General features: G+C 67.8%; 17 protein-coding genes. 10 read left to right on the top strand and 7 right to left on the bottom strand.

The features are described from left to right. Positions 1 to 36 precede the first annotated feature (36 nt). Positions 37 to 513, top strand: a complete 477-nt coding sequence (locus EV646_RS07395) for a ribonuclease H family protein (protein WP_241995512.1) — start codon at positions 37 to 39, stop codon at positions 511 to 513. 92 nt (positions 514 to 605) lie between these two features. Further along, a complete protein-coding gene (locus tag EV646_RS07390; RefSeq protein ID WP_132145342.1) occupies positions 606 to 1658 on the top strand; it encodes a Gfo/Idh/MocA family protein in 1053 nt (350 codons plus the stop codon). 58 nt (positions 1659 to 1716) lie between these two features. On the opposite strand, the gene EV646_RS07385 is transcribed toward EV646_RS07390, so the two are convergent. Genes EV646_RS07385 through EV646_RS38790 form a run of 3 tightly spaced genes read right to left on the bottom strand, consistent with a single transcriptional unit; the run spans position 1717 to position 5378 of the window. Beyond that, a complete protein-coding gene (locus EV646_RS07385) occupies positions 1717 to 3966 on the bottom strand; it encodes a ricin-type beta-trefoil lectin domain protein (protein ID WP_132145340.1) in 2250 nt (749 codons plus the stop codon). After that, positions 3963 to 5174, bottom strand: a complete 1212-nt coding sequence (locus tag EV646_RS07380; protein WP_132145338.1) for a NosD domain-containing protein — start codon at positions 5172 to 5174, stop codon at positions 3963 to 3965. Before EV646_RS07380 ends, EV646_RS07385 begins: the two co-directional genes overlap by 4 nt. A 33-nt stretch (positions 5175 to 5207) precedes the next feature. Then, positions 5208 to 5378 (bottom strand): hypothetical protein, encoded by a 171-nt coding sequence (locus tag EV646_RS38790; RefSeq protein WP_158290913.1) that lies wholly within the window; start codon positions 5376 to 5378, stop codon positions 5208 to 5210. A gap of 218 nt (positions 5379 to 5596) precedes the next feature. Here EV646_RS38790 and EV646_RS07375 point away from each other — a divergent pair, with 218 nt between their 5' ends. The 5 genes from EV646_RS07375 to EV646_RS07355 are packed head-to-tail and all read left to right on the top strand — an operon-like array spanning position 5597 to position 10877. Then, the gene (locus EV646_RS07375) at positions 5597 to 6907 is read left to right on the top strand and encodes an ABC transporter substrate-binding protein (protein ID WP_132145336.1); all 1311 of its coding nucleotides are present in this window, start codon (positions 5597 to 5599) and stop codon (positions 6905 to 6907) included. Between the two features lie 22 nt (positions 6908 to 6929). Beyond that, positions 6930 to 7820 carry a carbohydrate ABC transporter permease gene (locus EV646_RS07370; RefSeq protein ID WP_132145334.1) on the top strand — a complete coding sequence of 297 codons (891 nt, stop codon included), beginning with the start codon at positions 6930 to 6932 and terminating at the stop codon, positions 7818 to 7820. Beyond that, complete coding sequence (locus EV646_RS07365; protein ID WP_132145332.1) at positions 7817 to 8656, top strand: carbohydrate ABC transporter permease; 840 nt, start codon at positions 7817 to 7819, stop codon at positions 8654 to 8656. The genes EV646_RS07370 and EV646_RS07365 overlap by 4 nt, the downstream gene beginning before the upstream one ends. Positions 8657 to 8680: 24 nt before the next feature. After that, positions 8681 to 9802, top strand: coding sequence for a glycoside hydrolase family 172 protein (locus EV646_RS07360; RefSeq protein ID WP_132145330.1), 1122 nt, complete (start codon positions 8681 to 8683; stop codon positions 9800 to 9802). Positions 9803 to 9812: 10 nt separating this feature from the next. Continuing rightward, positions 9813 to 10877 carry a LacI family DNA-binding transcriptional regulator gene (locus EV646_RS07355; protein WP_132145328.1) on the top strand — a complete coding sequence of 355 codons (1065 nt, stop codon included), beginning with the start codon at positions 9813 to 9815 and terminating at the stop codon, positions 10875 to 10877. A gap of 25 nt (positions 10878 to 10902) precedes the next feature. Here EV646_RS07355 and recD read toward each other — a convergent pair whose 3' ends face one another. The 4 genes from recD to EV646_RS07335 form a co-directional block, all read right to left on the bottom strand. Beyond that, entirely contained in the window at positions 10903 to 12738 is a 1836-nt protein-coding gene (gene recD / locus EV646_RS07350; protein WP_132145326.1) for an exodeoxyribonuclease V subunit alpha, read from the bottom strand. Beyond that, a complete protein-coding gene (locus tag EV646_RS07345; RefSeq protein WP_132145324.1) occupies positions 12735 to 16031 on the bottom strand; it encodes a UvrD-helicase domain-containing protein in 3297 nt (1098 codons plus the stop codon). Before EV646_RS07345 ends, recD begins: the two co-directional genes overlap by 4 nt. After that, positions 16031 to 19345, bottom strand: a complete 3315-nt coding sequence (gene recC / locus EV646_RS07340; protein ID WP_132145321.1) for an exodeoxyribonuclease V subunit gamma — start codon at positions 19343 to 19345, stop codon at positions 16031 to 16033. The genes EV646_RS07345 and recC overlap by 1 nt, the downstream gene beginning before the upstream one ends. A 71-nt stretch (positions 19346 to 19416) precedes the next feature. Then, positions 19417 to 20577, bottom strand: a complete 1161-nt coding sequence (locus EV646_RS07335) for a TolB-like translocation protein (RefSeq protein WP_132145319.1) — start codon at positions 20575 to 20577, stop codon at positions 19417 to 19419. Positions 20578 to 20900: 323 nt separating this feature from the next. Here EV646_RS07335 and EV646_RS07330 point away from each other — a divergent pair, with 323 nt between their 5' ends. Genes EV646_RS07330 through EV646_RS07320 form a run of 3 tightly spaced genes read left to right on the top strand, consistent with a single transcriptional unit; the run spans position 20901 to position 24849 of the window. Further along, positions 20901 to 22976, top strand: coding sequence for an MMPL family transporter (locus EV646_RS07330; protein ID WP_241995510.1), 2076 nt, complete (start codon positions 20901 to 20903; stop codon positions 22974 to 22976). A 5-nt stretch (positions 22977 to 22981) separates the two neighbouring features. After that, a complete protein-coding gene (locus EV646_RS07325) occupies positions 22982 to 24196 on the top strand; it encodes a sensor histidine kinase (protein ID WP_132145315.1) in 1215 nt (404 codons plus the stop codon). Next, entirely contained in the window at positions 24193 to 24849 is a 657-nt protein-coding gene (locus tag EV646_RS07320) for a response regulator (RefSeq protein WP_132145313.1), read from the top strand. The genes EV646_RS07325 and EV646_RS07320 overlap by 4 nt, the downstream gene beginning before the upstream one ends. Positions 24850 to 24913 lie beyond the last annotated feature (64 nt).

Here is a 24913-nt window from a genome sequence, read left to right as displayed (position 1 = left end):
TCATAGAAGCGCCGGCGGAGTAGTGTTTCGCTTCTGATGCCTCCAGCCCGCGCCCGCCGTCCTCGTCCGGCCGACATGCCAGTCCCCATCGGCGCGCGCACGGTGTTCACCGACGGTGCCTGCTCAGGCAACCCTGGACCTGGAGGCTGGGCCTGGGCGCTGTCGACGACCGAGTATGCCGCCGGTCACGAGGCTGCCTCCACGAACCAGCGGATGGAGATCCGTGCCGCCCTCGAGGCCGTGCGGGCGAACGACGGTCCGTTGCTGGTCGTCTCGGATTCGACCTACGTCGTCAACTGCTTCCGCGACGGGTGGCACACAGGCTGGCTCGAGCGAGGCTGGCTCACCTCAGCAAAGAAGCCGGTCGCCAACAGGGACCTGTGGGAACCCTTGGTGGCGTTGGTGATCAAGCGCGGGGATGTCGCCTTCCGGTGGGTAAAGGGCCATTCCGGCCACGACATGAACGACTTCGTGGATGGCTTGGCCGTCGCTGCCTGCTTCCCACAACACTGATTGGAGGAGCGACTCGCAGGAGGTTGGCAAGCGTTTGCCGGATCGGCGTAGGGTGAGGTGGTCGAGATGTTGCCGAGTTGGGAGGGGTGCGGGTGACTGCCACCCAGGCTGTCAGGTTCGCCGCTGTCGGGCTTGATCACGCGCATATCTTCGGTCAGATCGCGGGCCTCGTCGGGGCCGGTGCGGAGTTCGTCGGGATGGCGACCGACGATCCGTCCGCCGCGATCGCGACCCGGGTCCGGGAGCTGTATCCGGAGGTTCCGGTGGTCGAGCGCCCGGACGACCTGGTTAGCCGGGACGGGATCGACTTGATCGTGACCGCCGCCGTACCGGATCGACGCGGGCCGATCGCGGTCGCGGCCTTGCGTGCCGGCAAGGACGTCGTGACCGACAAGCCCGGCTGTGTCAGTTTCGATCAGCTGGAGGAGATCGAGAAGGCGGTCGGCCAGAGCGGGCGGTTCTGGTCGGTGACGTTCTCGGAGCGGTTCGAGGTGCCGAGCGTGATCAAGGCCGGCGAGCTGGTCCGCGAGGGCCGGATCGGGACCGTGGTGCAGACTCTCGGGATCGGACCGCATCGCATCGGGGACCGCGGTCACCTCGGCGGTGGGGCCGGCCGCCCGGACTGGTTCTACGACAAGAACCGGTACGGCGGCATCCTTACCGACCTCGCCTCCCACCAGATCGACCAGTTCCTCTGGTTCACCGGCGCACGGACCGCCGAGGTCGTGACCAGCACGGTCGGGAACTTCGCCAACCCCGAGGAGCCAGGCCTGCAGGATTTCGGTGAGATCCTGCTGCGCAGTGACAACGCCCAGGGCTACATCCGGGTCGACTGGTACACGCCGGACGGCCTGCCGACGTGGGGCGACGGCCGGCTGATGATCCTCGGCACCGACGGCTACATCGAGTTGCGCAAGTACGTCGATATCGCGGGCCGCGACGGTGGCGACCACCTGTTCCTGGTCGATCAGCAACGTACGCAGTACATCGACTGCTCGCAGGTCGAGACCACCTACTACTCCGACCTGATTCGCGACGTACGGGAACGAACGACCTCGGCCGCGCCGCAGGAGCACACCTTCGAAACCATGCGACTGGCGTTGACAGCCCAGCAGCGGGCGACCATCCGCGGCGCGGCGCAATGAGATGTGATTGAGGTGGGTGGGCACCGGTCCGGGCGCCCACCCCGGGGTCTCGGGTGGGTCAGGACGGGCCTGTCCAGGTTTGGTTCGGGCCGCCGACGCAGTCCCAGATGATGAGCTGGCGTCCGTTGGTGGTGTTGCCGGAGTCGAGGTCCAGGCAGCGGTCCGCGGCGACGTTTCGCAGTTGTCCGTTCGACCAGCGGGTCCACTGCTGGCCCGGGTTGCCGGCCGTGCACGGCGCTGTCGTCACTCCGGCCCCGTTCGCCGACGCCGCGGGTTGCAGGCAGGTTCCGCCCGATGTGAAGGTTCCGTTGGCGTTCAGGGTCCAGGTCTGGTTGGCCAGACCGGTGCAGGTCCAGATCTGCACCTTGTTCGTCGCGACATCACGATCCGCGCACGACGACGTCGTACCCCAGGTGAGTGCTCCGGTGGCGGTCGTGTAGCCGGGGCCGACCCAGCTCTGGTTGCGGGTTCCGACGCAGTCGTAGATCTGCAGCCGGCGGCCGTTGGTGAAGTCGGCCTCGGGCAGGTCCAGGCACCGCCCGGAAGCCTGGTTGACGAGTGAGCCGAAGTTGCCTTGGCGCCACTTCTGGTTGCCGCCGCCTGAGCAGGCCGCGACGTGCACCAAGGTCAGGTTCGCCGTCTGGCCGGACGGCACCTCCAGGCAGACGCCTCCTGTTTTCAGCTCTCCGAAGCTGTCGAGACTCCACGTCTGGTTGGAGTTCGCCAGGCAGGACCACAGCTGCACGTTGCCGCTGGCAACATCACGGTCGACGCACAGGTCCTGGCGCGTGGTCGACGCGATGGCGCCGGCGGGAGCCGAGCCCGCAGGACCGGGCGTCCAGGTCGAGCCGATGGGGGAGAAGCTGAGCGAGGTGAGGGTGACTGCACCACCGACGGCGTAGAGGCGAAGCCCGCGGCTCGCGGGAGAGGAGTCGAAGGCGACGTTGTCGCTCACGACGGTCTTGCCGTCATTGCCGAAGACCTCCAGTTGCCCGCGGTCCACGAGGAGCCTGATCGTGACGCGGTTCGAGATCGGTGGCATCGAAGCGCCGTACAGGGTCTGCGCCACGACGGTGTACGCGACAGTGCGATCGCTCGATCCGTCCGAGCGCGCGTGCAGGCGGAATCCGAACTCCGACGCTCCTGAGCCGGTCAGGTCGAACTGTGCGCTGATCTCGTACGTGTCGGCCGAGATGCCGCTGAGTGGATCGGTCGCCGGATCCGTCGTGATCGTGCGCGTTCCCCAGGTCCGCGTCGACGTACGGATGGTGGAGATCTCGCTGACCGGATTGCGGGTGAGGCGGATGCCCTCCGGATAGGTCTTCAGGGCGAGCTCGACCGGGAAGGACGCATTGCCGGTCCAGGTCACGCCGGCGTTGCTCGGCTGCCAGCCCAGTTGGACGATGCGGCCGTTCGGCAGCTGGTTGAAGGTCTGGGATGCGTACCAGGTGGATGGGGGGAAGGCCGCGCCGGAGACTCCCCATTCCATCCGCTGCGGGGTCGCCCAGTCCGAAACGAACAGGCCGTTCGCGTCGAGTGAGCCGACGACGTACTCGCCGCTGGCATCCTGGAGAACCCACTTCTGGGCGTTGGAGTCCCCGTCGACCGGCAGCTGGTAGAGGTCGGGACATTCGACGAACCAGTTGGCCGAGTAGGCGCCGCGATAGGTCCAGTCGAGCAGATTCGTCGAGGTGTAGAAGGCGGCGCCGGTCCCGGCCCGGAACGTGACGAGTTCCCAGCGGTTGTGCTGCGGGTCCCACTGCACCTTGGGGTCGCGGCTCTCGACCGGATCGGTGATCACCTTCGCGCCGCCGTTGTACAGCTGGAAGGTCTTCGCCCCGTCGGTCGAGTACGCGATGCTGACGCCGTCGGTGTTGGTGAACAACAGGATCGGGTCGTCGGACCCGGCCTTCAGGCCGGTCACGTTGTTCACGTCGACCCAGCCCGATCCCGACCAGAGGTTGCCGCTCTGCACACCCGGTTCGAGGGCGATCGGTTGCTGCGTCCAATGCACCAGGTCCGTGCTCGTCGCGTGTCCCCAGTGCACCGCGGCGTCCCAGCCGAGCCCGTGGGGATTGTGCTGGAAGAACAGGTGGTACACGCCCCGGTAGTACAACGGAGCGTTGATGTCGTTCATGAATCCGTTCTGCGGGCTGAGGTGGAACTGACCGCGGAACGGTTCGGTGTAGTCGGTGGCGGCGTACGGGTACTCCGGATAGTCGGTGGGTGAGCCGGCCACGGCGGCCGGGACCGCCGGGATACAGGTGAGTGCGAGGACCCAGGCCAGGAACGACGCGACCCGGATCATGGCGTGGCCCGGAACCCGTACGTCGCTCCGCTCAGTGCCTGGAACTCTGCCGTGGTACCACAGTCGAGGACCTTGGTGTTGACCGTCGATCCGTCCAGTACGACGGTGCGTACGGCGACGTTCGCGGCCGTGTGATTGGTGGCGACGTAGTTGTTGTTCCCCGACTTCACCAGGACGATCGTCGGGGTCGCTCCGGACGGCGTGATGCTCGCGGCCGGGACGTCGTACGAGAAGTGGTTGCCGACCACGGTGTTGCCGCTGCCGTTGAGCTGGACCAGCCCGAAGAGATCGTCGAGCCCGTTGTTGTAGCCGGTCATCGCGGGGAACGATTCGGGGACCCGGAGGAAGTGGTTCGACCCGATCAGGTTGTTGTGGCAGGCGCCTTCGCACTGGATCATCCCCGGATAGAAGGCGTGCAGGCGGTTCGCGCTGATCGTGTTGTTGGTGCAATTCTTCAGGTGCACCGAGCTCTTGCCCCGGGGGAAGATGTTGTTCCCGGAGACGATCAGGCCGAAGTGGTTCTCGGCGAAGATCGAGAAGCCGACGTAGCCGGCGCCGATCATGTTGCCGTTGACCATGCAGGCCTGCCCGGAGCCGACGAGCTCGATGCAGTTGCCGTTCTCGCAGAGGAAGTTGTCTTGGATGTGCAGCGCGTCGGCGTCGGTGATCACGATCCCGCGCTGCAGGTAGACCATCCCCAGGCCCCGGATCCGCAGCGAGTCGGTGGCGGTGGCCGACCGGATGCCGATCTTGCCGTTGAGGTAGCTGTTCTGGTTCGGTGTGAACGAGACGCCGTCCAGGCAGAAGTCCAGCAGTTCGATCGAGCTGAGCCGGGGGTCGCCGCTGCGGCTGATCAGGATGGCCTCGGCGTTCCCGTCGGTGTTCTCGACCCGGATCCGGCTGCCGCCCGGCCAGATCTCGTGCCAGCCGGAGGTGTTGCCGGAGTTGTAGCGGATGCTCGACGACGTGAAGCCGTGTCCGGATCCCTTGAGCTGCAGGTAGCTGATGTCGATGACGATCCGGGTCTTGAGCGAGTAGTCGCCCGGCGGGATGTAGATGACCGCTCCGGGCTTCGAGGCCTGGGCCGGCTGGTTCGTCTTGATGTCGGCGATGATGCTGTTCACGACTGCGCCGATGTCGGTGTAGGCGGTCGTCGATGGGCTGCCGGGGATGGTCCAGGTGGTGACGTCGTAGATCGTGGAGGGCATCGTCTCCTCTTTCGTGGTGGGAGCTGCGGTGGGTCAGAGCACGCCGAGGAGCGTGTTGTGCGGTCGCGGCGCCGGGTCTGCGGCGACCGCCGCAGCCGCCGGCGTACTCGGCAGTCGGAGGCAGCCCGCGGCGCTCACGGCGGCCGCGGCGGCCAGGAAGACCCGGCGCGACAGGCGTGCGTCCGGAGGGGTGGAGGAGTTCATGGCGGCTCCTTCTCGAGATTGCCAAAAGGTTTTGGCAGGGCGGAATTGATCCGAAGGTAGGACTGCGGCCAGACGGCGGCAAGATCGCCGCCGATGCCAAAAGTTTTGGCAGCTGTTTGGCGGAAGTTTGGCGTTGACGACCGGCCCCGGCGGGCAAACACTTCTGCCAAGACGTTTTGCCAAAACGTTTAATCACAAGCCTGGAACGGAGTCGGAGTATGAAGCTTCGCAGCACGAGCGGTCGTCTCCGGACCGCGATGGCCGGCATCGCCGTTGCGACGAGCGTGATCCTGGCAGTCGCCGGATGCGGTGCCGGTGGAAGTTCGGAAGGTGCCGCCGGCAAGCTCACGGTCCTGGTGGAGGGTGGCGGAAAGGCCGAGCTCCAGCCGATCGCCGATCTTTACCAGAAGGAGACCGGTACGACGGTCGAACTGGTCGAACTGCCGTACGACGGTCTCTACGACCGGATCCAGACCGAGCTCGGCTCGGGCAAGACGTCGTTCGACGTCGCGGCGCTCGACGCCATCTGGCTGAGCGCTTTCTCTGCCGGTGTGTCGCCACTCGACGAGCTCTTCACCGACGATGTGAAGCGCGATCTGTTCCCGGGCCTGGTGACCGAGGCACAGGTCGGCGGGTCGTACGTCGGGATGCCGGTCTGGACGAACTCCGAGATTCTCTACTACCGGACCGACCTGTTCGGCGACCCGAAGGAGAAGGCCGCCTTCCAGGCGAAGTACGGGTACGCGCTCGTGCCGCCGACCACGTGGAAGCAGTACAAGGACGTTGCCGAGTTCTTCACCCGCGACACGAACGGCGACGGCCAGACCGATCTGTACGGCACCGATGTGAAGGGTGCGGTCGAGACCGAGTGGCTGGCCACGGTTTCGCAGACCGGCGAGAAGACGATGGTTCTCGATCCGAAGAGCGGCGACGTCACCATCGACGACGCCGATCACCTGGCAGCGCTGAACTTCTACACCAGCCTGTTGCCTTCGGCGCCGCCCGGCGCGGCGCAGCTCGACTGGGCCGGCGCGCAGAACCTCTTCTACCAGGGGAAGCTCGCGATGATGCGCTTCTGGGGACATGCCTATACCCAGACCCCGGCCAACGCCGCGGTCAAAGGCAAGATCGGTGTCGCTCCGATGATCGCGGGGCCCGGCGGCATCGCCGGCGTACCGGGCGCCTGGTACCTCTCGGTGCCCAAGGCAACCGGCAAGCAGGCCGAGGCGAAGAAGTTCATCGCCTTCGCCTACGCGCACAACAACCTCTCGATCAAGACGTCGCTGGGCCTGGTCGCACGGATCTCGGCGTTCGAATCGCAAGCCGGCGTCGCCGGGCACGAGAACTACCCGGCCATCCTCACGACGCTGAAGTCTCCCGCGACGATCGCACGGCCGGCCACACCGAAATGGCAGGAGATCGTGACCTCGGTGCTGACGCCGATGCTGCAGAAGGCGGTCGCCAAGGGCGCGGACAACGCGGCACTGCTGAAACAGGCGAAGGGTCAGATTCAGGCCATCGTCAAGTAGACCGACTCCGAAGGACACTCCCGTGCGCCTCACCGACCGCCGGTTCGCACTCGTACTGATCGCGCCGGCCGCATTGTTCCTTGCCGCCTTCGTGGCGTGGCCACTGCTCAGATTCGTGTCGAACGCTTTCTACGAGATCTCGCCGATCGCCGGCGGCCCGCGGAGGTTCGTGGGTTTCGAGAACTTCGCGACCGCGTTCGCTGCGCCGGCATTCCAGGGCGCGGCGCTGCGGACGATCGTCTACACGGTCATCGTGGTCGCGCTCGAATTCACCTTCGGGCTTGCCGTGGCGTTGGTCTTCGCAGCGCTCGGCAGCCGGTCGGCGGTGTTCCGGACTGTCTTCATGTACCCGCTCATGGTCGCCCCGGTGGTAGCCGGCCTGCTGTGGCGATTCCTGCTCATCGACAACTTCGGCATCCTCAACGAGCTGCTGCGCCGGGCCGGACTGCTGCACAGCACGGACCAGATCGCCTGGCTGAGCAATCCGAAGATCGCACTGTTCTCGGTGGCGCTGCCGGACATCTGGCTGACGACTTCGTTCATCACGCTCGTCCTCTTCGCGGGACTGCAGAACGTGCCGGGTGACGTCATCGAGGCCGCTCGGATCGACGGCGTGCGGTTCCCGACGCTGCTGTTCCGGATCATCCTGCCGCTGCTGCGACCGGTGATCGCCGTGGCTCTGATCGTTCGCGGCATCGATGCGGCCCGCGCGTTCGACATCATCCTGATCCAGACCAGCGGCGGGCCACAGGACAGTACGACGACCCTGAGCCTGCTGATCTACCGCACGATGACGCGCAACGGCGATCCCGGCCTGGCCAGCGCGATGGGCACCGTCTATCTGATCGGGATGCTCGTGGTCGCCGCGGTCGCGATCTTCGCCATCTGGCGGCCCGGGGGTGATCAGGCATGAACGGCCTCGAGACCCGTCGCCGTCCGGCGCGCGTCATTCTGTGGGGCGCGCTGGCCGCCGTACTGGTGCTGTACGGATTCCCGTTCGTCTACCTTCTGCTGACGTCGTTCAAGACGCCGCTCGACGCGATCGCCGTACCGCCCCAGGTGTTGCCGTCGCAGTGGACGCTCGACAACTACGTCGCCGCACTCAGCAAGGAAGGCGTCGTACCGGCGCTGATCAACAGCGTCGCAACCGCAGTGCTCAGTACGGCGTTCTCACTCGCCCTCGGCGTGCCGGCGGCGTACGCGATCACCCGCTACCGAACGCCGAGCGGGCGCATCTTCGTGATCGCGGCGCTGGTCACCCGGATGGTGCCGACGATCGCGGTCGGGGCGCCGCTGGTCGAGACGATGCGGCGGCTCGGCATCTCGGACACCACGATCGGTTTGGCGATCGCCCACACCACGATCTCGCTGCCGCTGTCGATCTGGCTGATGTCGAGCTTCTTCGAGGCGGTCCCGGTCGAGCTGGAAGAAGCCGCCAAGGTCGACGGCAGCGATCGGCTGCAGGCGTTCCGGCACGTCGTTCTGCCGGTCGTTTCAGGCGGCTTGGCGGTCACGGCCATCTTCGCCTTCCTGGCGTCCTGGAACGAGTTCCTGTTCGCACTGCTGCTCACGTCGGTGCGGGCCCAGACCACGCCGATCGTGATCGCCAACTTCCAGACCCAGTTCGGCCTCGACTGGGGCGGAATGACCGCGCTCTCGGCGGTCTACTCCGTCCCCGTCATTCTGCTCACTCTCGCGCTCCAGCGGCACATCGTCGCCGGCCTGACCCTCGGCGCCGTCAAGGGCTGACACCACACAACCACCGGAGAAGATATGGAATTCTGGACACCCAACAGCCCGCTCGGCGGCCTAGCCCACGTGAAGTCCGGCCGGTCGCGACGCGAGTCGAGCTGGGACCGCAGTGGCGGCAACCGAGACTTCGCGGTGGTGCCCGCGGGCGAGACCTTCGTGATCGCCGACATCAGCGGGGCGGGACGCATCGAGCACATCTGGCTGACCACGCGGTGCTACTCGGAGAAGTACCTGCGCAAGCTCGTCATCGAGATGTTCTGGGACGGGGAGGAGAACCCGAGCGTACGAGCGCCGCTCGGCGACTTCTTCGGTGTCGGGCACGCGGTCGCGAAGCACTACATCTCCCTTCCGCTGAACGCCGTGTTCGGTCCGCGGCGGGGTCCCAAGGGGCCGTTCGCGGCCGCGATGAACAGCTACTTCCCGATGCCGTTCGGCAGTCACGCGAGGATCCAGATCCGCAACGAGAGCGATCAGCCGATCGAGAACCTCTTCTATTACGTCGACTACGAGCTCAGCGAGCAGCCGATCCCGGACGACGTCGCGCGGTTCCATGCGTATTACCGCCAGGAGAAGCCGACGACCGCCGTACGTCACGCAGGCGATCTCGAGAACCCGGCGCCGTGGGATCTGCCGGGGACGAACCTGACCGGAGATGACAACTACGTGATCCTCGATGCGACCGGCACGGGGCATTACGTTGGCTGCGTGCTCAGCATCGACAACTTCGACGCCTCCAACCAGGTGTTCACCTGGCCGGGCGAGGGCGACGACATGTTCTTCATCGACGGGGAGGTCTGGCCGCCCTCCTTGCACGGGACCGGCACGGAGGACTACTTCGGTGCCGCCTGGGGATTCCCCAGTGGGGAGTACGCCGGTCCTTACCACGGCATCACGCTCGGTGCGAGCCCGCAGGAGCACTTCGGGCTGTGGAGCATGTTCCGCTGGCACATCGAGGACCCGGTCCGGTTCGAGAAGAGCCTGCGGGTGTCGATCGAGCACGGACACGCCAACGATCAGGGGAACGACTACTCCAGCGTCGCCTACTGGTACCAGTTGGGCGATCACGCGCCGCATGCCGAGCTGCCACCGGTCGAGGAGCGGCTGCCGCGACGATGGCCGGAGCACGGCCTCTGGGACGAGTGAGGCCGGGTCGATGAGCGGGGCAGGCGAGGAAGCGGTCACGCCGAAGGTGGGCATCCGGGATGTCGCGCGCGCCGCGGGTGTGTCCGTCACGACGGTTTCGCACGTACTCAACGAGACTCCGCACACGCGAACGAGTGAGGCGACCCGGGATCGGGTGCGATCGGTCGCCCGGGAGCTCGGGTACACCCCGAACCGGCTCGCCCGCGGGCTGCGGACCCGCGCGTCGGACATGATCGGGCTGCTCACCGAGGAGATCGCGACCACCCCGCACGCCGGCCGGATCATCCTGGGCGCGCAGGAGGAAGCGAGTCGGCACAACCTCACGCTCGCGATCATCAACTCGCATCTCGACGCCGGCGCGGACGCCCGCCGCGCCGACGCCCGGGCGCTGATCGAGCGTCAGGTGGACGGCATCATCTACGCCACGGTCTTCCACCACGAGGTGTCGGTGCCGCGCGAGTTGCGCGCGGTGCCGGCGGTGTTGATAGGAGCCCTGGACCGGCAAGGCGTCGTACCCGCCGTGCTCCCGGACGAGGCCAGTGGGGCGGCCGATCTCGTTGCCCTGCTGGCCGAGGCAGGGCATCGGCGCATCGCGTTCGCGGACTCGAGCATCGAGGTTCCGGCCACCCAGGGCCGCCTGATCGGGTACCTCCGCGGTCTCGAGCAGGCAGGTATCCCGCGTGACGACCGACTGATCACCTCGGGTGTCTCGGAGGCCGGCGGCGGATACACGACCAGCCTCGAGCTGCTCGACCGAGACGATCGGCCGACGGCGATCTTCTGTTACAACGACCGGATGGCGATGGGCGCTTACCGCGCGGCCCAGGAGCTCGGCCTGCGAGTTCCCGACGACGTGTCGATCGTCGGCTTCGACGACCAGGCGCCCATCGCGGCCAGTGTCCACCCGGCGCTCACCACCGTCGCCCTGCCGCACTACGAGATGGGTGCCTGGGCGGTGGCCACCTTGACCCGGCTCATCCAGAGCAGCAGCACGTCGTGGTACCGCTCAACCCACCCGACCTTGCTACCCTGCCCAGTCGTCATCCGCGACTCGGTCGCCCAGAACAACCGCTGACGGCGCTTCCCCAACACCCGCGATTTCACTCCACCGGGCCGCGCGGACCGTAACGATTTGGCCGAGCTTCACGAAGCGTCAGACCTGACGGCTGCTGTTCGAGAGTCAGGCGTTGTCGGAGGCCGGTTGCGCGGAGCGCTCTGCGGCCCATGGCCAGACGTACGGAGGTTTCGTTCCCGACGACGCGCAGTCGGTCTTGGGCGCGGGTGACTGCTGTGTAGAAGAGTTCGCGGGTGAGTAGTCGGGACTCTTCGCCTGGCATCAGGACCGTGACTTCGGTGGCCTGGCTTCCCTGTGCTTTGTGGATGGTCATTGCGTGCAGCGTTTCGATGTTGCCGAGTCTGCTGGGGGCGAAGTCGAGACGGCCACGGGAGCTGTCGATGCAGACTCGTAGGGAGCCGTCGGGACGGCGGATCGTCACCCCGACGTCGCCGTTGTACACGCCCAAGGCGTAGTCGTTGGCGGTCACCAGAACCGGTCGGCCGACGTACCAGGTGTCCCAGAGCGGGTCCTCGGTTTCTTCGGTGATCCAACGCTCGATGGTTCGGTTCCAGTGATCGACGCCCCACGGCCCTTCCCGGTGCGCGCAGAGTAGGCGGTGCCGGTCGAGTGCGGCCAGTGCGGCGTCGGGGTCGCCGGCTTCGGCGGCGATCCGGATCGCGAGTACGTCGGGAAGCAGCGCCGACCGCAGAGCCTCGCGCGGGTCGTCCTCCTCGACGAAGTGGACCCGTTCGCCGCTGCTGCGTAGTACGGCTAGGACGTCCTCGGGGCGGTCTTCACGCACGGCCAAAGCCAGCTCACCGATCTCGCTGCCGAAGCGGTGCGAGGTGCGCAGTTCGGCTTCTTTGATGTGCCCGCCGGCGACCAGCCCCTCGACGAGGTCGGCGAGTACCGCGCCGGCTTCGATGGAGGCGAGTTGGTCGGGGTCGCCAACCAGTACGAGCCGGGCCTCGGGTCGCACTGCCTCCAGCAACCGCGCCATCATCGTCAGCGAAACCATCGAGGTCTCGTCGACGACGATGATGTCGTGCGGCAGCCGGTTCTCCCGGTCATGGCGGAACCGGGTGGACGAGTCAGGGCGCCTGCCGAGCAGCATGTGCAGGGTGCGGGCGTGGAAGTCGCCCAGCCTCTCGGTGTCCTGTTCGGAAAGGCGGTCGGACAGCTCGCGACGTACCGCTTCTTCGAGCCGGGCCGCGGCCTTGCCGGTTGGTGCCGTCAGCGCGATCCACGGGCGGCGCTCCCCGGCGATCTCCGCCTGCTCTGCGAGCAGAGCCAGCAGGCCGGCGACGGTGGTGGTTTTGCCGGTGCCAGGGCCACCGGTGAGAACTGTCGTCCATTGCCGGGCTGCGGTCTGTGCAGCGGTCCGCTGCTCGTCGTACGAGCTACCTGGGAAGAGCCGGTCGAGCCCTGCCAGCAGTGCGGCCTCGTCGGCGACTTCTGGCGCCGGCTGAGCGGCGCGGCGGCGAAGGTCCAGCTCGACCTGCTCCTCTTCGCGCCAGTAGCGATCGAAGTACAGCCGTGCGTCCTCGAGGCGCAGTGGATAGGGAGCGGCGAGCAGGGGGCTGGCTGCGAGTGCCGCGAGCCACTCGTCCAGGACGGGCCAGGACAGCTCGTCGCCGTCGTCGCCGACTTCGTTGCGTACCTCTGCGAGGTCGAGGCAGATAGATCCGGCCCGGACGGCCCGCGCTACCAGTGCACAGGCGAGTGCCACCGACTCGTTGGCTTCGTTCAGCATGGTCGTCAGCCGGGACGCGACATGTACGTCGGCAGCGAGGATCACGCCGGCCTGGTTGAAATCGCGCAGGATCCCGGTAGCGGCGAGCGCCAAGGCCGAGTCGAACTCGTCGCCGGTCGTGGTCACGCCATCCTCCCATCGAGCAGGTCGGACAGGGCCAGTACGAGCGCCGCCGGCAATGGCCAGCTGAACACCCCGGCCGGATGCCCGGCAACGAGAGGCGTCTCCGGGCCGCACATGCCGCGCAGGTAGAGATAGACGACCCCACCGAGATGCACCTCAGGGTCGTACGCCGCCAGCCGCCAGCGGAGGTATCGGTGCAGCACGACCGAATAGAGCATCGCCTGCAATGGATAGTCGGAGTGCAGCATCGCGGCGCTCAGTTGATCCGGGCCGTATTCCGCCGACGTGGCAGGCTGCTCGGGGTCGCCGAGTCGGTTGGTCTTGTAGTCGACCACGACGAATCGGTGGCTGTCGCCGTGGGGGACACGCAAGACGACGTCGATCGATCCGGACAGATATCCACGCAAACTCTGTCGGCCGAGCAACGGTTGTTCGAGTCGGTCGGCGTACGCAAGGAGCGGGTCGTCGGCCGGCAGATGGGTGCGTAGCAGTGGCGCCAACTCGGCCAGCCGTACGTCGCCGGCCACCGCGTGATCGCCTCCGGCCAATGGGATCTCGAAGTCGAGTTCGCGGAGCCGGTCGGCGCGGCCGAGGTCGCCGAGGGTCAGCCCAGGAACGAGCGGACCGAGCGGCGTGTTGTGCAGCGGCAGCATCGCCGTGGCCAGGGCATCGGGTGTCACATCGACGCGCCAGAGCCGCAACTGGGCGCGGACCTGTGCGGCCAGTTCGGCGTGCAGATCGGGCGCGTGCGGGTCGGCCTCCTCGAGCACTGCGTGCACCAGCGACCCGAACGTGGCCCCGACCGGCAGTCCGTCCATCGGAGACGGCAGCGCGTCGGCCGGCGCGTTCTCCGGTGTCGGTACTGGATCCACCGACTCGTCCTCGAGTTGGCTTTCCTCTTGTTCGCTGACTACACCGCCCACCTGCTGGTCGGCCGCCCGGATCAGCCCGGAGTACGACGTACGGCGCCAGGCGAGGTCGACCTCGCGGGAGAAGGTCCCGATTGCGAGCCCGCCGGGCAACTCCTCGCCCACGGGCTCGACCTGCTCGGCGATCACGGACTCCTCGACGACAGGGCCGCCGGCCTGTTGCCAGCGGCGCAGCCAGATCAGCACCTCGTCGTCGGACGACGCCCTGTCCAGGCTGTCGGGTACGACCGGTTCGCCCTGCTTGCGACCGCGCAGCAGGCGGGAGATTCCGCCGTTGACCTCGTCCCAGGACGGCGCCCACCAGGCCACGACCTGCGACTGGGCGCGGGTCAGCGCGACGTACGTGAGCCGGATGTCGTCTCCGGCGACCTCGGTCCGCCAGAGTTTCTCGTTGGCGGTGTAGCCGGCTCGGTTCTTGCCGCCGATATCGAGGCTGCGTACGCCGTTCTCGTGGAAAAGAAGGAGGTCGTCATCGTCGAAGATGTGGCGGTTGAACCCGAACGGTAGGTAGACGACGGGGTACTGCAAGCCCTTGCTCACCCACACCGTCATGATCTGCACCGCCGCGGCGTCGCTGTCGAGCCGGCGGGTTCGCTCCGTCGTACGCCCCTTGCCGGTGCACTCTTCTCTCAGCCAGTCGAGCAGCGCGGGCAGCCCGAACCCCTCGCGGTGCGCGGTCTCGTGCAGCAGTTCGGCGAGGTGTGCGAGGTCGGTCATATCGCGTTCGCCGCCCCGCCAGGCAAGTACTCGTTGCGCCATCCCCTTCACCTGGGCGGCTTCGAACACCGCGGCCACACCCCGGGTGCGGAGGTGGTCGGCCCACCCGCGCAGGGTTTGCCCGATCCGGTCGGTGAGGTCGTCCCCGCCGGCGTGCAGAGTGGCCGCGGTCTCCCCGAAGAACATCGTCGTCGCGGCAGCCCGGACCAAGCCGGACCGGTGCGGTTGCTCGAAGGCTTCGAGCAGGCAGAGCCAGTCCTGGGCGGCCTGCGACGAGAAGATGTCGAGGTCGCCCGAGTAGACCGCGGGAATGCCGGCCTTGGCCAACGCCTCGCGGCAGGCCCGAGCGTCCTTGTGTGCCTCGACGATCACTGCGATGTCACCGGCCCGGAGCGGCCGTTCGTCGTACGTCGCGTTGGCGGCGAGTAGTTGACCGATGTCGGCGGCGAGGTCACGGGCGATGTGGTCGCGCAGGTCGTCCATGGGAATGCTCTTGCGCCTGGCCGATCCGAATCGCTCCCGTCGCGCGACCCTGAGCCGGACTGGCGCGTCGGATGGTGCGCCGGTGAGCCGGCTGCCCTGGTGATGGGCACTGACCTTGTGGACGACGATGTCCGGATGGCCGAGCCGGGCGCCGCCGAGCACCACTTGAAGGCAGTCGACCAGCGGCTGGTCGCTGCGCCAGTTGGTACCGAGAGTCCGCCGCTGACCCGCGGTTTCCGCCGCCGCGAGGTACGTCGCGATGTCGCCGCCGCGGAAGGCATAGATGGCCTGCTTGGGGTCGCCGATCAGCACCAGCGTGCTGTGACCGTTGAAGGCGGCGTCGATCACCTTCCACTGCACCGGATCGGTGTCCTGGAACTCGTCGACCATCACCACCGACCAGCGGCGCTGCATCCGCTGGCGGGCCGGGGTGTGGGGATCCTCCAGCGCGGTGGCCAGCCGGGTCAGCAGGTCGTCGTACCCGAGGATGCCGAGGCGGCGTTTGCGGCGCTCCAGCTCGGCCAGGACAGCCTTCGCGAACTCGACGCGTACGCCCTCCGGCGACGACTCGTCGTACTGCTCGGGCACCAGCCGGGTATGCGGGTTGCCGACAATCTTGAGGGCGAGCTCCAGCGCGGTCGAGCGGGTGATGGTCGGTTGCTCCGCGGAACCTCCGAAGCGATTGAGGTAAAGATCGTCGACGACCTCGGCGACAAGCTCCCCGAGGTCGTCGACCAAGGTGACGCCCGCGTCGGTGTCACCGGCGACGCCGAGCGAACGCAGTACGAGCTGGCAGAACTGGTGAGTCGTCGCGATGGTGGCCGCGTCGAAGTTGGCCAACGCGTCCCGAAGACGACTGTGTCGTACGGCGACGTCGGCAGCGCTGCCGTCGACGAGGTGACCGAGCAGACCTGGGTCGTCTCGCCAGCGGTCGGGATCCGCAAGAGCGCGCTCGGCTTCCAGTAGTTGGGAGCGGACGCGTTCACGAAGCTCCTGGCTGGCGGCCCGGCCGAAGGTGATCAGCAGCATCTCGTCCAGACGGGCGGCGCCCTCGGCGACATAGCGGGTGACCAGCCCGGCGAGGGCATAGGTCTTGCCGGTGCCGGCGCTCGCCTCCAGCACAGTGGTGCCCGTCGGCAGTGGACCTAGGAGGTTGAAGGGTTCCATCACGGCGCCCCTTGCTCGAAGCGCAGCATCGGTTCCCAGACACGGTTCGCGTAGGCGCCGAGTCGGGTCGGTTCGCCCGGCCGTTCCTCACCGGGCCGAGTCGGCTCGAGAAGAGCCTTGAGGTGGGTGTTGGATCCCCAGACGCGGACGTGGGCCGGATCAGAGTTCTCGCCGTCGTAGTTCGCGGGGCGCCACCGACGCTCGGCAGCGAGCATCGGGTCGTCGTCCGTGCGGCGCGCCTGGCACCAGGCGAAGGAGGTCTTCAGCGGTAGCGGCAACGGTTCGCGACGACCGGCGTCGTAGACCGCGACCAGGTCGGCGAGCAGGTCGCGGGCAAGCGGCCCGACCGGCCCGAACAGCCGACTCGCGGGGGTGCGACCGCTGCGCGGGCGGCCGATGGCCAGACCCGTCCAGTTGTGGTCCTCGTCATCGGCGGACAGCGCGAGCAGCTGAATCCAGGAAGCCAAGAGTTGCTTGGCGTCGAGCCGGGAGTAGCTCACCGAGACGAGCCGGTAGGCGTACACACCTGGAACTGTCCCGGTGAGGCGCCGGCCAGCGCCGAGGTCGACGTCCACATCGAACGCCTGTGGACTCGCCTGTCGATGCGGGTACGCACTGATCGCGAGACTTCGGGCGATCTCACGGATCTCGGTCGCGGTCCGCCAGCCCAGACGTCCCGGTGGGAGAACGCCCCGTCGCCACTCTGCTTGGAGGGCCGCGTCGGGATGGATGCCCGCGAGCATGTCGCGGAGCATCCGGTCGCCGACCGACCACTTCTCGAGGTTGTCGATCTCCACCGGCATCACGTCCGAGACGCCATCGACCTCCCACGGCAGGGTCAGGTCGAGTGCCCGGAAAAACCCCTTCACCGGATCACGGAAGAACGCCAGGAGATCCGACAACGCGACATCGTCATCGGCCGGCAGTGTCAACTGCCCGGCGAGGAACTCCGGGCGTGGCGGCCGGGAACCCGCCGCGGCCCGCGCCGCGACCAGTGCGGTCGGATCGAACGTGAAGGGCCCCGGCGTACCAAGTCGACCAGCCTCCAGGTTCTTCCGATCGAAGGGCTGGAGCGGATGCTTGATCACGACCGCCCGCCGAACCTCCGACTCGGTGGTGCGGTCGAGGACATCGAGGAGCTCACCCAGCGGTACGGCCGGCGGCCGTGGCTGACCGGAGTACTCGTTGGCGCCGGTGTAGGTGATCACCAGCGATTCGGTGGCGGCGAGGATCGCGTCGAGCATGAGTTGGCGGTCTTCGCTGCGGACGTCGCGCTCGCCGGTGACCGGTGACCTGGCCAGTACGTCGTCTCCGTCAGCGTGGCCGAACCGCGGGAACACGCCGTCGTCGAGGCCCAGCAGGCAGACCACCCGGTGCGGCACCGAGCGCATCGGCACCATTGTGCAGACGGTCAGCGTGCCTGTCCGGAAGTTCGCGCGGGTCGGCCGCCCGGCCAGATGAGTCGACAACAGGGCCCGGACGTCGGGCAATGTCAGCGAGGTCGCGGCCAGGGGACCGGCTGCGGCCGCGATCTCGGCGAACTCGCGATGCACCTGTCCGACCTGCCAGCCGTCGCCGCGACCGACGCGGGTAAGCTGGTCGATCCCGTCGCGGAGCGCGTCCAGCCAGTCCGCGAGCGGCCTGGTGCCGCTGAGCCGATCAGTTGCCGCCAGCAACCGATCGACGTACTCGGCGAACCGGCCGGCCAGCTCGATGCGGGTGCTGCCCACATCATCGAGCGGCAATGTCGTGTCGATCCACGCGTGCGCGTCGGCCGACATCGTCACGCCCGCGAGTACTCGATCAAGGCCGAAGCGCCAGGTGTTCTGCGGGTACCCGGCCAAGCCGAACGGGCCGCGGTGGTCCTGGTCGAACCCCCACCGCACGCCGGATTCGCGCACCCAGGCGGTGGCGATGTCGATGTCGTCGTCGGTGAACCGGAAGCGGCTGCGTACTGGTTCGGTCTCGGCGAGGTCGAGCACCTGGCTCGCCGTTGCCCTGCTGCCGGCGAGGTCGAGGAGTTGAGCGGCGACGCCGAGCAGCGGATTCGTCTGGGTGAGCGACCGGTCAGCCAGTTGGACGCGGAGCCGATGCGCCGGGTGGCCGTCGTTGTCGACCTCTCCGAGGCCGAAGCGGGCGCTGATCAACGGTGCGTAGGTCTCGATGTCGGGGCACATGACGAGAATGTCGCGTGGCTCGAGCGTTGGGTCTGCCTGAAGCTTCCCGAGCAGCACCTCGCGCAGTACGTCGACCTGCCGGGCGGTGCCGTGGCAGGCGTGTACCTGCACGGTGCGGTCGTCGGGGGCGATGTGGCGGCCGTCAGCGGCGACCGTGTTGCCGCGCAGGTCGTGCTGCAGCCAGCCGAGGAGTGTGCCGGGCGGTGGTGGTGACGGCAGGTGGCGGTCAACGGTCGGCGCCACAGCAAGGGCCAACTGCAGCTCGCGACTGTCCCGCCCGAGGGTGGCCAGCAACGGGTTGTCGGCCTGTTGATGGCTCGTGTCGGTGGCCCGGTCGCCCGTGGCAGCACCCGCTGTGCTCAACCGTTCCCAGAGCGCGCCGCTGGGGTGGGGGAGCCAGAGGTGTACGTCGCGGTGCTCGGCCAGGGCGGAGAGCAGTTCGATCTCCGTGAGCGGCAGTCGAGTGTGTCCGAACAGTGAGAGACGTGTCGGTAGATCGAAGGACTCTGGCTGATCCCCGAGCCGGCGGAGCGTGTCGGCGTGGCGAGTGTTCGGTGGCTGTGCGTCGATGCGGCTGACCAGTCGCCGCCAGAGGTCGGGCTGCCAGGCCAGGTCGTCGGCGATGGCGTCGCCGCGACCGTCGGTGTCGCGACCTTCGCTCCAGTCGGCCAGGAGAGCCGGCCGCTGTACGGCGTACGCCGCGAAGAGCCGGGCCAACCGCGCTGCGACGGCGTACCTGCGTCCCTGGCGCAACTCGGCCTCGGCTCCGGTGTCGAAGTGGCCGAGGTGTCGCGCGACAGGCTCGCACCAGACCTCGTCGAGAGAATCGTCGAGCACGGCCAGCAGCGGCCAAGCCATAGCCTGCGCGGCCCAGGGGTCGTCATCTGTGAGGCCCAGCACTGCGGACACCAGCGAGCGCGGAGTCGTAAATCGAACCCCGGCGCACACTCCGTCACCTCGCCCCGCCGCCGCACCCAAACGGTGTGCGAGTCGCTGGGAGAGCCAGCGCTCGACACCCTTGGCCGGCACCACCACCAGGTCCTCGGCGAATGGATCGGCCAGAGGCGCGGCGAGCAAGTCACCCAGGCCGTCGGCGAGCACGTCTGTACGCTCGGCACGGTGCAAGTACAGGGCCACCGACGCAGCATGCCACGTGGCACCCCCGCCCCGTCGAACGCGGGCACGCGGCGACCACGACGACGAGGTGGTCAGTGGCTGGTGACAACGAGCGTCGGCGGGTGATGGACTAGGCCCGGAAGCGCGTTCGTCTCGTACGGCTGCCGCAGTCCGGGCCGCCAGGCGAGGAGCCGGGTATGGGATCCCGCGTCAAGCGCTATCACCAACCAGTCACCACGGCCGACGAAGGCCAGCCCGGGTTGCGACTTGGCGGGCAGTTCGATGCCTGGCACGATGCCCAGTCGGCCCGTGTCGAGCTGCATGATAGCGAGGTCCATGGGCGGGAGCGGATGGCCGTCGAAACGTGAGTCTGGCGATGCTCGTTCCATCAGGAACGCAATCCTCGTGCCGTCAGGGCTGACGACGCCGCAGCAGGCGGGGCCTGGAAGTGGGAATCCGCGGGTCTCCCCGCCGTCGATCAACCGGCCGTGGAGCGTGCACCGCGACGCGTCGTCGTGACAGCCGCTGGTCCAGAAAACTTGGCCTGCGCCGGCCGCGAGCGGCGCCACGTGTTGGTCCAGCTTGACCTGCAACCGACCGGTACGTGCATCGACGAGCGCGAGCCACGTCGGTGAGATCGACGGATCGGGCTGCATCAGCCCGACGATCGTGTCGCCCACGATTGCGGATGCATAGAACCCGAGCGGAAGCCGTACCCGCTGCCCGCCGGCGACCGGAATGATCGTCCCGTAAGGGTTGTCGATGTCACTGGCGAAGGAGGCGATCCAGACCTGATTGCCATCGGTCAGCGCCCACTCGGTGGGAGCGAGTGGGCGGATGACACTGACCCGGTGATCGACGCTGATGCGCAACATCGCGTAGGGAGCCGTCTCGTTGCACGACCCGGTTGTCGCGTACGCCGTGATCGGATCACCTGCCAGCACAGCGGCGTACTCGCCCGGATGGACGACTGCGTCAGGCAAGATCCTCGCGCGGCCGCTGTCGAAGTCGACGAGTCGCAGCCGCTCTCCGCCGAGCAGCACCTGGATCCCGGTGTGTTCCGCGGGTGGCGCACTCGACACGATAGGCAGCAGCGTGTCCGCTCCACATGCGCCCGGCGCCGTCGGCCACGCCGTCCCCGTCCGCCCGTCCGGGATCGCGTTGATCGCCTCGGACGGGGTGGTACTCGGCACCGCCTGATCGGGCGGACGATCGGTCGAGGCACGGAGAACGGCAAGGGTCAGCACCGCCACCAGGACCAGAATCCATCCGGTCCTTCGGCGGCCACGTCTCGAAGCCTTCCCGACTTCGAGAACCTCTTCCTGATCGTGCCCCACACCACCATGAAATCACCGCTTCGGAGTGAGTCGAGTACTGCAGTTGCAGTACTCGGCGGGGCGAATCCGCTGCGAACTCAGTAGGTGGTTGCCGTCTCCTGCAGGACGACTCGGCCAGGGCGGTGCCGGGATCGTGGGTTCGTCCGATTCCTTCGTTCGGGAGACTCCTTGTGGCAACGCTTCTCGCTCGGCTGGGCAGGTTCGCCTTCAGGCGCCGAGGTCCGGTTCTCATTGTGTGGTTGGCGATCTTGGCCGGGGCGGTCTTCGCCGGTCTGACGGCACCCTCGGCGCCCGCCGACGATTTCTCGATGCCGGGGACGGAGTCGCAGCAGACGTTCGACCTGATGCAGGAGCGGTTCCCCGGCCTGACCGCGGATGCGGGTGGGGCGACGGTCGTGTTCGTGGCGCCCAACGGTGGGAACGTCACTGCGGAGCCGTTCAAGTCCGCGATCGGTTCGGCTGTTCGGCGACTCGGCACGGGTGGACAGGTGGCGTACGTCGCCGATCCGTTCAAGTCCGATGCGGTCAGCACGAATCGGTCGGCGGCGTACGCCAGTGTCATGTACAAGGTGCCCGCCAACGAGGTCACGGCCGATAGTCGCGCTGCGCTCACGGCGGCGGTCGACGCAGCCAGACGGTCTGGACTCACGGTCGACGCGGGAGGCGATGCGCTGGAGTCGGGTGGTCCGGCAGGCGTGGCCGAGATTGTTGCCATCTCCCTGGCCGCGGTGATCCTGGTGGCTACCCTCGGTTCCCTGGTCGCAGCAGGGCTGCCGTTGCTGACAGCTCTGCTGGGGGTTGCGGTCAGCTTGCTCTCGCTGCTCGCGCTCAGCGACGTGTTCGGCCTCTCGACGACGACCACCACGCTGGCGCTGATGCTTGGCCTGGCCGTGGGGATCGACTACGCCCTGTTCGTGGTCGCCCGGTACCGGGAGGAGCGCAGCCGCGGGCGGTCGCCGATCGAGGCCGTCGGCCTGGCGGTCGGTACGGCGGGTTCGGCGGTGGCGTTCGCGGGTCTGACCGTGGTGATCGCGCTCGCCGGGCTCACGGTGGTCGGGATGCCCATGCTGACCAAGATGGGGTTGGCGGCCGCAGCGGCGGTGGTGGTCGCGGTCCTCGCTGCGCTGACGCTTGTACCGGCGATCCTCGGGTTCGTGCCCGCCAAGGTGCTCTCCCGGGCTCAGCGCCAGGGGAAGCCGGTGTCCGAGCGTACGGGCGGCAGGCGGTGGGCGCAGTTCGTACTCCGGCACCCCATCGCCGTGCTCACCACCGGTGTGGTCCTGCTTGGTTCCCTCGCCGTGCCGGCCATGGCACTCCGGCTGGGGATGCTGGGCGACGAGGCGAAGCCGGCCTCGACGACACAGCGCCGTGCGTACGACGAACTGGCCAGGGCGTTCGGTCCCGGCTTCAACGGCCCGCTGATGATCGTTGTCGATGGCAAGGGCTCACCTGATCCGAAGGCGGCTGCCACCTCGATCTCCACCAAGTTGGCCGCCGCCCGCGGTATCGCCTCGGTGTCGCCGGCCCAGTTCAACCAGGCGGGTGACACGGCGCTCTTCGAGGCCGTCCCGACGACGAGCCCGACCGATGCGGCCACCACGGACCTGGTGCAGCGGCTGCGTGCTGCCCGGACGCAGATCACGGGTGGGACCGGGGCGACGTTCAAGGTGACCGGTACCACGGCGATCAACATCGACCTGTCCGGCAAGCTCCAACGCGCTTTGGTTCCCTACCTCGCAACCGTGGTGAGCCTGGCCGCCTTGCTGCTCCTGGTGATGTTCAGGTCGGTCCTGGTGCCCATCAAGGCAGCCCTGGGCTTCCTGCTCTCGGTACTCGCCGCGCTCGGGGCGGTGGTGCTCGTCTTCCAGAAGGGGTTCGCGGCCGATCTGCTGGGGGTGGAGGTCACCGGGCCGATCATGAGCGCCGTACCGATTTTCATGATCGGGGTCGTCTTCGGGCTTGCGATGGACTACGAGGTGTTCCTGGTCTCACGGATGCGAGAGGCATATTTGCACGGCCAGGCCGCTCACCAAGCGATCGAGACCGGGATGGCGCAGAGTTCCCGGGTCGTGGTCGCGGCTGCGCTGATCATGATGGCCGTCTTCGGCGGGTTCATCACCGAGCAGGACTCCTTTGTCAAGATGCTCGGCTTCAGCCTGGCCGCTGCGGTGCTGTTCGACGCGTTCGTCGTACGGATGGCGATCGTTCCGGCCATCCTGGCGCTGCTCGGACGGCGCGCCTGGTGGCTTCCGCATCGGCTCGGCAAAGTCCTGCCTACTGTTGACGTGGAGGGCACCAGACTCGGAACGGGGTGATGGTCGTGGTCGATCTTGAGCGGTACGCCGAACGCAACCCCTGGCTGACCGACGCCGTGATCGTGACCGCGCTCGCCGGGGGCGCGGTACTCGGCCTGACCCTGGTGGGTCCGGGCGAGAGCCGCCCGGACAACGTGTGGGACGCTGCGCTGCTGACCGGGCTCGCCTGCCTGACTATCTTGAGGGGGCGCGGCCACGCCCGCACAGCGGTGGTTGTGACGACGTTGTGCGCAGTCGTCACCGGCAGCCTCGGCTACCTGCTCACCCCGCTCCTGCTGGCCCCGGTGATGGTGGCGCTGTATTGGCTGGCGGCAACAACCACGCCACGGACCAGCTGGACGTTCGGCGGCATCGCGACCGCTGCTGTCGTCGCGACTGCGGTCGGCCTCGACAACTTCGACGAGATGGTGGCACTGCGGGCGCTGGGGCCTGCGCTCTGGCTGCTCTTGCCGCTGGCCCTCGGCAGCAGCTCGCGACTGCGGCGCGCGTACGTCGATGCCGTCCATGCGCGAGCGGAGTACGCCGAACGGACCCGCGAGGAGGAGGCCAGATTGCGGGTGAGCGAGGAACGCCTGCGGATCGCTCGAGATCTTCACGACATCATGGCCCACCACATGGCCGTCGCGCACGCTCACGCCGGCACGGCAGCGCACCTGCTCGACACCAACCCCCAACTCACCAAGGCAATGCTCGCCGACCTGCAAGCCACCACCACCAAAGCCATGCTCGACCTGCGGGACACCGTCGGCGTCCTGCGCACAGGCGGCGTGGACGACGAATCACTGGAGCCGACGCCCGGCCTGGCCAAGCTCCCGGACCTGCTGACCTCCTGCAGATCTGCAGGGCTAGAGGTCGCCTGCGAAGTGGAAGGCGAGCCGCAGGAGCTGCCGTCGGGCATCGATCTGAGCGCCTACCGCATCATTCAAGAGGCTCTCACAAACGCCACCAAGCACAGCTCGACCGGCGGCGCCCAGCTCAACCTCTACTACGGGAACGGAGCACTCACGATCACCATCGGTAACAGCAGAAGCCCGAGCGCCCCGCCGCGGTCGAAGACCGTGGGCTTCGGCCTCACCGGCATGCAGGAACGCGCCCAAGCCGTTGGCGGCCACCTGACCGTCAACGACGTGAACCCCGGGACCTTCGAGGTCGTCACCACCCTCCCTCTTCAGACCCACGCGGCTCCGCTCCGCCTCCCGACCATCCCGACTTCGTCATGACGATCCGAGTGCTCCTCGCCGATGATCAGGCTCTCCTCCGTGGGACCTTCCGGATCCTCATCGACTCCTGCGAGGACCTCGAGGTCGTCGCCGAGGCAGCCGACGGCGCCGAGGCCGTCGAACTCACCCGGCTCCACCGCCCCGACGTCGTACTGATGGACTTGCGCATGCCGGGAACCGACGGGCTCACCGCCACCGAAACGATCTGCGCCGACACCGACCTCGCCGGCACCCGCGTCCTGGTCCTCACCACGTTCGAGAACGATGACCACGTCGCCCGCGCCCTCCGCGCCGGCGCCAGCGGCTTCCTGGGCAAGTACGTCACCACCGACGCTCTCCTCGACGCCATCCGCTTGACCGCCACCGGCGAAAGTCTGCTGTCCGCCGGCGCCACGAAGGCCCTCATCACCCAGTTTCTCGCCACCTCTCCGCCGACCCCGACCAGCGCCGCCCTTCGCGACCTGACCAACCGCGAACTCGAAGTCATGAAACTGGCCGCCCAAGGTCACTCGAACGCCGAGATCGCCGCGGCCCTCCACCTGAGCGTCCTCACCGTCCGCACCCACATCCAGCGCGCCATGACCAAACTCGGTGCCCGGGACCGAGCCCAGCTCGTAGTCCTCGCCTACCAGAACCGGCTCGTCACTCCCTGACAAGACCTCCCCGGCAGCCCGCAGGCCTTCCACCTGGGGTGGAAGGCCTGCGGTCACCAGTGGT

The sequence above is a fragment of the Kribbella antiqua genome (assembly GCF_004345665.1).
GTDB lineage: Bacteria > Actinomycetota > Actinomycetes > Propionibacteriales > Kribbellaceae > Kribbella > Kribbella antiqua.
The sequence above is the reverse complement of the archived record's forward strand: the minus strand, read 5'-3'. Positions and strand labels throughout refer to the sequence as shown.

Bases quoted from the DNA above. Each gene is read 5' to 3' on its own strand.
- EV646_RS07395 (WP_241995512.1), top strand. From the start codon at position 37: ATGCCTCCAGCCCGCGCCCGCCGTCCTCGTCCGGCCGACATGCCAGTC.
- EV646_RS07385 (WP_132145340.1), bottom strand. From the start codon at position 3,966: ATGATCCGGGTCGCGTCGTTCCTGGCCTGGGTCCTCGCACTCACCTGT.
- EV646_RS07380 (WP_132145338.1), bottom strand. From the start codon at position 5,174: ATGCCCTCCACGATCTACGACGTCACCACCTGGACCATCCCCGGCAGC.
- EV646_RS38790 (WP_158290913.1), bottom strand. From the start codon at position 5,378: ATGAACTCCTCCACCCCTCCGGACGCACGCCTGTCGCGCCGGGTCTTC.
- EV646_RS07375 (WP_132145336.1), top strand. From the start codon at position 5,597: ATGAAGCTTCGCAGCACGAGCGGTCGTCTCCGGACCGCGATGGCCGGC.
- EV646_RS07365 (WP_132145332.1), top strand. From the start codon at position 7,817: ATGAACGGCCTCGAGACCCGTCGCCGTCCGGCGCGCGTCATTCTGTGG.
- EV646_RS07360 (WP_132145330.1), top strand. From the start codon at position 8,681: ATGGAATTCTGGACACCCAACAGCCCGCTCGGCGGCCTAGCCCACGTG.
- EV646_RS07355 (WP_132145328.1), top strand. From the start codon at position 9,813: ATGAGCGGGGCAGGCGAGGAAGCGGTCACGCCGAAGGTGGGCATCCGG.
- EV646_RS07345 (WP_132145324.1), bottom strand. From the start codon at position 16,031: ATGGAACCCTTCAACCTCCTAGGTCCACTGCCGACGGGCACCACTGTG.
- EV646_RS07320 (WP_132145313.1), top strand. From the start codon at position 24,193: ATGACGATCCGAGTGCTCCTCGCCGATGATCAGGCTCTCCTCCGTGGG.